Below are 5,862 nucleotides of genomic sequence, written 5' to 3'. Positions count from 1 at the left end.
GAGCTTCTCCTTGGCGGCGCGGGCGCGCTCGACCAGGGCGGGGTCGGAGGGCGACGGCAGATCGCCGGGGCACTCGACACCCCGCTCGCTCTTCGGGTCGGCCTCGCGGCCGAGCAGCAACAGGGCGAGCGGAGTCGGCTGGACGTCGAGCTCCGGGGTCTGGGCGGTGGTCACGGCACGCACCCTTTCTATTTCTCGTCTATCTGACGCTATCTATCATAAACGCTTCACGTCAGTTTGACGATGGCCCTCGTGTCCATGTGACGTGAATCCCGGCCCGGCCGCCCCGGATCCCTCCGCGGGCCGCTGTGCGCCTTCGCGCGCGTATGCGAGCATGAAGGGGCAGAAAGCAAAATCGCGACCACGTGGCGCCCGGCCCGGAATGAATCCGCGGAAGCACCGGTTGCACTCGTCGGCAAGCAGTCTCCGTACAACCCGGGAGAGATGTAGATGTCCGTATCGGACGAGACCACAACCGTCAGCGACGGCATCATCCTGACCGACGCCGCCGCGGCCAAGGTCAAGGCCCTGCTCGACCAGGAAGGCCGTGACGACCTCGCGCTGCGCGTCGCCGTTCAGCCCGGCGGCTGCTCGGGCCTGCGGTACCAGCTGTTCTTCGACGAGCGCGCCCTCGACGGCGACGTGGAGAAGGACTTCGGCGGGGTCAAGGTCGTCACCGACCGCATGAGCGCCCCGTACCTGGGCGGCGCCACCGTCGACTTCGTGGACACGATCGAGAAGCAGGGCTTCACGATCGACAACCCGAACGCGACCGGCTCCTGCGCCTGCGGCGACTCCTTCAGCTAAATCATCCGGCTGAGCCGGCGCCATCGCGTGTGAAGATCGGCTGAAGACAGAGGCGGCGGCCCCCGTGCGGGGGGCTCGCCGCCTCTGTCGTACGACCTCGGGGGCCGGGCTCCGTCAGGAGGCCGCCGCCGGGTGCGGGTCGCCGAGGTACGGGAAGTGGTCCAGGGTGTCGGTGTGCGGCGACAGACCGGTGGGCGGCGCCTCGTTCTTGGTCAGGAACGCGACCCGGATGTCGATGACGTCCTCCGTGAACGTCCGGCCGTTCGGATACACCGCGGGCCTGGACGGGTCGAAGTGCAGCACGTCTGGCAGGATGCCGTGCTCGTCGAGCGCGGCGATCGCCTCCTCGCGCGAGTAACCGCCGGTGTGGCCCAGCAGATGGACGAACTGGTCCGTCCATCTGGCCCGGTCGTTCGCCGGCTCGCTCGCGTTGTACTCCTCCTTCGTGTCGTCGGTGTTGAAGAAGCTGCTGATCGACGGGTGGCCGGCCCGGTCCGCGTGGACGAGTTCGCCGTCGCGCAGCACGCTGCACCGGCCCCAGATCCGCAGTTCGGACTGGGGCGCAAGCTCGGCCGTCGGCAGTTCGATGGCCATGGAGAAGACATTGGCCGTGGTGTTGGAGTCGACGCCGGTCCACGGGGACTTCCCGCCCAGATGCGGCGCGGTGAAGTTCCGCTTGCCGCTGGTGTCGAACAGATTCTTGATGCCGTCGAAGTCGAAGAAGAAGGCGTCGCTGCGGCTTCCGGCGGCCACCTGGTACTCGCCGAAGGTGACCACATCGGCCCGGGGGCCGAAGGAGACGGCGGCATCCGAGACGATCTTCGTGCCGACCGCCTCGGGGCTCCGGGACTCCGCGCCGGTCGCCATGTAGACGCTGTAGGTCTGCGAGCCGTCGGCCGCCGGCGGGCCGAAGACCCAGCTGAAGGCGACGTCGGTCAGCAGGTCGCCGTCATTGTCGATGTTCAGGCGGTACACGGCGTCGGGGTGCAGGGCGTCCGCGTTGGGGTTGGCGTTGAGGATGAGCACGGTCCTGCTCGGATCGCCGGGTGCCGTGAAGGCGTAGAGGTCGCACAGATCGAGACGTTGGTCGCCGAGTGGTGGTCCAAGACTGAGGCCGGTGAAGTGGTTGGACATGTCAGGCCCTTCCGTTGCTCGCCCGTCGGGAAACCGCTGAAATGTCACGGTAACCGTCATATCGATCCGGCCATCGAGGGCGAAGGTGCGGTCATCGGACAACCGCTCGAACGGATCACCGGCAGCCGGGAGGCGATCGCCCCCCGGCCCGGGAGCCGGCCTTGGGGAGGGAGGGGAGGGCTACGGCCGCGACGCGCCCTGCTTCGCCTGCGGGATGCGCGCGCCGTCCGCGCCGACCACCGCCCGGCCGTCCACCGGTGCCTTCAGCCGCACGGTCCGTGTGAACTCCTTGGCGATCATCGGGCAGATCTTGCCCTCCTGCCGGTGCTCGGTGACCGTGACCGTCACCCGGGTGGCGCTCTCCCGGGCCGCCACCGTGTAGTCGGCGCACAGGCCGCCGTAGAAGCTCACGGTGAGGCTCCGGTCGTCGGCCGTGTAGCCGGTGACCTTGACCGAGCTGCCGGGGCCGGCCGTCGGGGACGCCGAGGGCGCCGAGGCCGCCGAAGAGGTCAGATAGCGGGGATCGATCGCGGGGTACGACACCGTCCCCGAGTCCCGTGTCGCGAACAGCCAGGACGGCACCAGGGTCTGCCGGCCGCCGACCGAGTGCGCGGCCAGCCCGAACACCGCCTTGTCCACGGTGACCGTCCCGGATGGCGCCGGGGACCCCTGCCCGCACGGCCCGTCCAGACGCGTCGCGAACCGCCCCGGGTTCGCACAGCCCCCGGCCCCCATCCGGTGGTCGCCCTTCGGCGCCGCGTTCATCAGCGCGAGAGTCTTCTCCGCGTCCAGGACGGGGTACGTCGCCCCCTTCACCGGCGTCGACAGCAGTCCGTGCCCGCCGACCACCTCGCCCTGCCCGCTGACCGTCAGCCCGGTCGCCCAGCCGGTGGTGGGCAGCCCGCCCACCACCGGATCGGCGGTCACCACCCGCTGCTTGCCCATGACCTGGCCGGCATCGGTCCTGGCGCTGCCCAGGCCGGCCGCCCGCAGCACCGGCGCCGCCGCCTTCTCGGCCACCGCCGCGCTCACCGGCGCCCCGGTGGGACCCACCGGACCGGTCGCGCACAGGGGGCCCTTCTTGCAGTCGTCGGTGCCCGGCGCGTACCGGCTGAAGGTCCAGCTGCCCGGCGCGTCCCGGTTCACCTGGAGGGTCGGCCCCGAACCGTCCTTGCCGCCGATCCGCCAGCCGTGCCCCTCGGCCACCGGCGTCCCGCTCACCCCGAGCGCCTTCGCCAGCCGGAGCACCTGGTCCGCGCGGACCTCCGCCCCCGCTCCGTACACCGCCGCCGAGCCGGGGCCCCGGGGCAGCGCGCCCTGGGCCACGTAGTGGGCGCCGTAGGGGTCCGAGCCGTCGTCCAGGGTGAGCGGCGGGGGAGTGGTGGAGTCCGCCGCGGTGGGGGTCGTACGACCGTCCGGGCCGTCGCTCGCCGCGACGTACGCGCCACCGCCGCCGATCAGCAGGACGGCGGCCAGGGCGGAGAGGACGACGGCACGCGAGCGCCGTCGGGAACGCCCCGCCTCCCGCACGTCTGGCACCTCGGGGGCATCCCCCGTGTTCTCAGGCCGCTCCGTGTTCACCGCATCGCTCCTCGCCGGTCCGTGTCCCGCGTGCCCCGTGTGAGGGGACGACCATGGGACGAGGGAGGGGAGCGGGAGGTTCCCGGGCCTACGCCGTACGGGTGAGCGGGATCAGTCGCCGTAGTCGGACATGCCGTCCAGCAGCTGGACGGAGCGCTTGGACACGGAGACCTTGTGGATGCGGGACGGCGGCACCGGGCGGGACGCGCCGCGCGCGGGCGCCGGCCAGCGCCGGGCCATCCGGGCGCAGTCGCCGCGCAGGGTGTCGAGGCCGCCCTCCAGATCTCCGGGGGCGGGGGAGACGGGAGTGCCGGACGCGGCGGACGAGGAGCCCTTGAGGTTCGTCATGAGGGAACCGTACGCACGATCGAGCCTGCGAAGAAAGATCTACTATCGGGTAGTTTCGTCAACTACAGCGCCGACCCCTGACCGGGTAGCGTGAACTGTCAATCCCGCCTCCCGCAGGAGAATCCCCGTCGTGCGCATCGCAGTCACCGGCTCCATCGCCACCGACCACCTCATGACCTTCCCCGGCCGGTTCGCCGACCAGCTCGTCGCGGACCAGCTGCACACGGTTTCGCTCTCCTTCCTCGTCGACAACCTCGACGTGCGCCGCGGCGGTGTCGCCGCCAACATCGCGTTCGGCATGGGCCAGCTCGGCACCCGGCCGATCCTGGCCGGCGCCGCCGGCTTCGACTTCGACGAGTACCGGGCCTGGCTCGACCGGCACGGCGTCGACACCGAGTCGGTCCGTATCTCCGACACCCTGCACACCGCGCGCTTCGTGTGCACCACCGACACCGACCACAACCAGATCGGCTCCTTCTACACGGGCGCGATGAGCGAGGCCCGGCTGATCGAGCTCAAGACGGTCGCCGACCGGGTGGGCGGCCTCGACCTGGTGCTGATCGGCGCCGACGACCCCGAGGCGATGCTCCGCCACACGGAGGAGTGCCGGTCCCGTTCGATCCCGTTCGCCGCGGACTTCTCGCAGCAGATCGCCCGCATGGAGGGCGAGGAGATCCGGATCCTGCTGGAGGGCGCCACGTACCTCTTCTCGAACGAGTACGAGAAGGGCCTCATCCAGACCAAGACCGGCCTCACCGACGAGGAGATCCTCGCGAAGGTCGGCCACCGGGTGACCACGCTCGGCTCGCGGGGCGTGCGCATCGAGCAGGCCGGCGCGGACCCGATCGAGGTCGGCTGCGCGGAGGAGGAGCGCAAGGCCGACCCCACGGGTGTCGGCGACGCCTTCCGCGCGGGCTTCCTGTCCGGCCTCGCCTGGGGCGTCTCGCTGGAGCGGGCGGCGCAGGTGGGCTGCATGCTCGCGACGCTGGTCATCGAGACCGTGGGCACGCAGGAGTACCAGCTGCGCCGCGGCCACTTCATGGAGCGCTTCGTGAAGGCTTACGGCGACGAGGCGGGCGAAGAGGTCCGCACGCACCTGCGCTGACGACCCGTACCCGCGCCGGCGATCCGTACCCGCGCCGACGGCGCGGGTCAGCCGAGCCGGCGGACCAGGTACGCCGTTCCCCCGTCCGCCGGTTCCTCGCCCACGTACTCCTGTCCCCGCATCTCGCACCACGCCGGGATGTCCAGGCGGGCCGCCTCGTCGTCCGAGAGGACGCGGACGGTGCCGCCCACGGGGACGCCGGGGAACGCCTTGGCCAGTTCGATGACCGGAATGGGGCACCGCTTGCCGAGGGCGTCCACGACCAGGACGGCCGGCTCGGGAGCCGCGGAGATCTCGGCCGCGGGGGCGCCCAGCTTGTCCCGTACCCCGGCGACGACCCCCGGCAGCACGGCCAGAAAGCGTTCCACGTCCTCCTTCGCCGCGCCCGGCGGCAGCGACACCCGGACATTGCCCTCGCTGAGCACGCCCATGGCCTTCAGCACATGGCTCGGGGTCAGCGTGCTGCTGGTGCAGGAGGAGCCGGAGGAGACGGCGAAGCCCTCGCGGTCCAGCTCGTGCAGCAGGGTCTCCCCGTCGACATAGAGACACGAGAAGGTGACGATCCCCGGCAGCCGGTGCTCCGGGTCGCCCACCACCTCCACCTCGGGCACCAGCCGCGGCACCCGCGCCCGGATCCGCTCCGTCAGCTCCCGCAGCCGTACCGACTCCTGGGCCGCCTCGGCCCGTACCGCGCGCAGTGACGCGACCGCCGCCACGACGGCCGGGATGTTCTCGAACCCAGGCGCGCGCCCCGACTCCCGTTCGTCCGCCGGGCCTTGGGCGGCGAACCGCACCCCCTTGCGCACGACGAGCAGCCCGACCCCCGAAGGGCCGCCCCACTTGTGCGCGCTGGCCGCGAGCAGCGACCAGCGCGCACAAGTGGGGCG

6 protein-coding genes and 1 pseudogene are annotated in these 5,862 nt (G+C 71.5%); 2 read left to right on the top strand and 5 right to left on the bottom strand.

The genetic code is table 11. From position 1 onward, the window contains the following. A pseudogene (locus CCN72_RS37850) lies at positions 1 to 174 on the bottom strand (quinolinate synthase NadA); the annotation flags it as partial. A gap of 276 nt (positions 175 to 450) precedes the next feature. Here CCN72_RS37850 and CCN72_RS03365 point away from each other — a divergent pair. Further along, entirely contained in the window at positions 451 to 807 is a 357-nt protein-coding gene (locus CCN72_RS03365; protein ID WP_037652949.1) for an iron-sulfur cluster assembly accessory protein, read from the top strand. A gap of 114 nt (positions 808 to 921) precedes the next feature. On the opposite strand, the gene CCN72_RS03360 is transcribed toward CCN72_RS03365, so the two are convergent. From CCN72_RS03360 to CCN72_RS03350, 3 genes are all read right to left on the bottom strand, one after another. After that, positions 922 to 1,941 carry a DUF4331 family protein gene (locus CCN72_RS03360; RefSeq protein ID WP_086806255.1) on the bottom strand — a complete coding sequence of 340 codons (1,020 nt, stop codon included), beginning with the start codon at positions 1,939 to 1,941 and terminating at the stop codon, positions 922 to 924. Positions 1,942 to 2,121: 180 nt separating this feature from the next. Beyond that, entirely contained in the window at positions 2,122 to 3,471 is a 1,350-nt protein-coding gene (locus CCN72_RS03355; RefSeq protein ID WP_244174115.1) for a hypothetical protein, read from the bottom strand. A gap of 162 nt (positions 3,472 to 3,633) precedes the next feature. After that, positions 3,634 to 3,870 (bottom strand): hypothetical protein, encoded by a 237-nt coding sequence (locus CCN72_RS03350; protein WP_086806253.1) that lies wholly within the window; start codon positions 3,868 to 3,870, stop codon positions 3,634 to 3,636. 130 nt (positions 3,871 to 4,000) lie between these two features. On the opposite strand from CCN72_RS03350, the gene CCN72_RS03345 reads away from it, so the two are divergent. Then, on the top strand, positions 4,001 to 4,975 hold the full coding sequence (locus CCN72_RS03345; RefSeq protein ID WP_085564358.1) for a carbohydrate kinase family protein: 975 nt from the start codon (positions 4,001 to 4,003) through the stop codon (positions 4,973 to 4,975). 47 nt (positions 4,976 to 5,022) lie between these two features. Here CCN72_RS03345 and CCN72_RS03340 read toward each other — a convergent pair. After that, positions 5,023 to 5,862: cysteine desulfurase/sulfurtransferase TusA family protein (locus CCN72_RS03340; protein WP_143664030.1), on the bottom strand; the 840-nt coding region annotated here is incomplete at its 5' end.

This window comes from Streptomyces murinus, from assembly GCF_002154555.1.
Taxonomy (GTDB): domain Bacteria; phylum Actinomycetota; class Actinomycetes; order Streptomycetales; family Streptomycetaceae; genus Streptomyces; species Streptomyces murinus.
The sequence above is the reverse complement of the archived record's forward strand: the minus strand, read 5'-3'. Positions and strand labels throughout refer to the sequence as shown.

Excerpts from the sequence above, each read along its gene's own strand:
- CCN72_RS03365 (WP_037652949.1), top strand. The coding sequence starts at position 451 with ATGTCCGTATCGGACGAGACCACAACCGTCAGCGACGGCATCATCCTG.
- CCN72_RS03360 (WP_086806255.1), bottom strand. The coding sequence starts at position 1,941 with ATGTCCAACCACTTCACCGGCCTCAGTCTTGGACCACCACTCGGCGAC.
- CCN72_RS03350 (WP_086806253.1), bottom strand. The coding sequence starts at position 3,870 with ATGACGAACCTCAAGGGCTCCTCGTCCGCCGCGTCCGGCACTCCCGTC.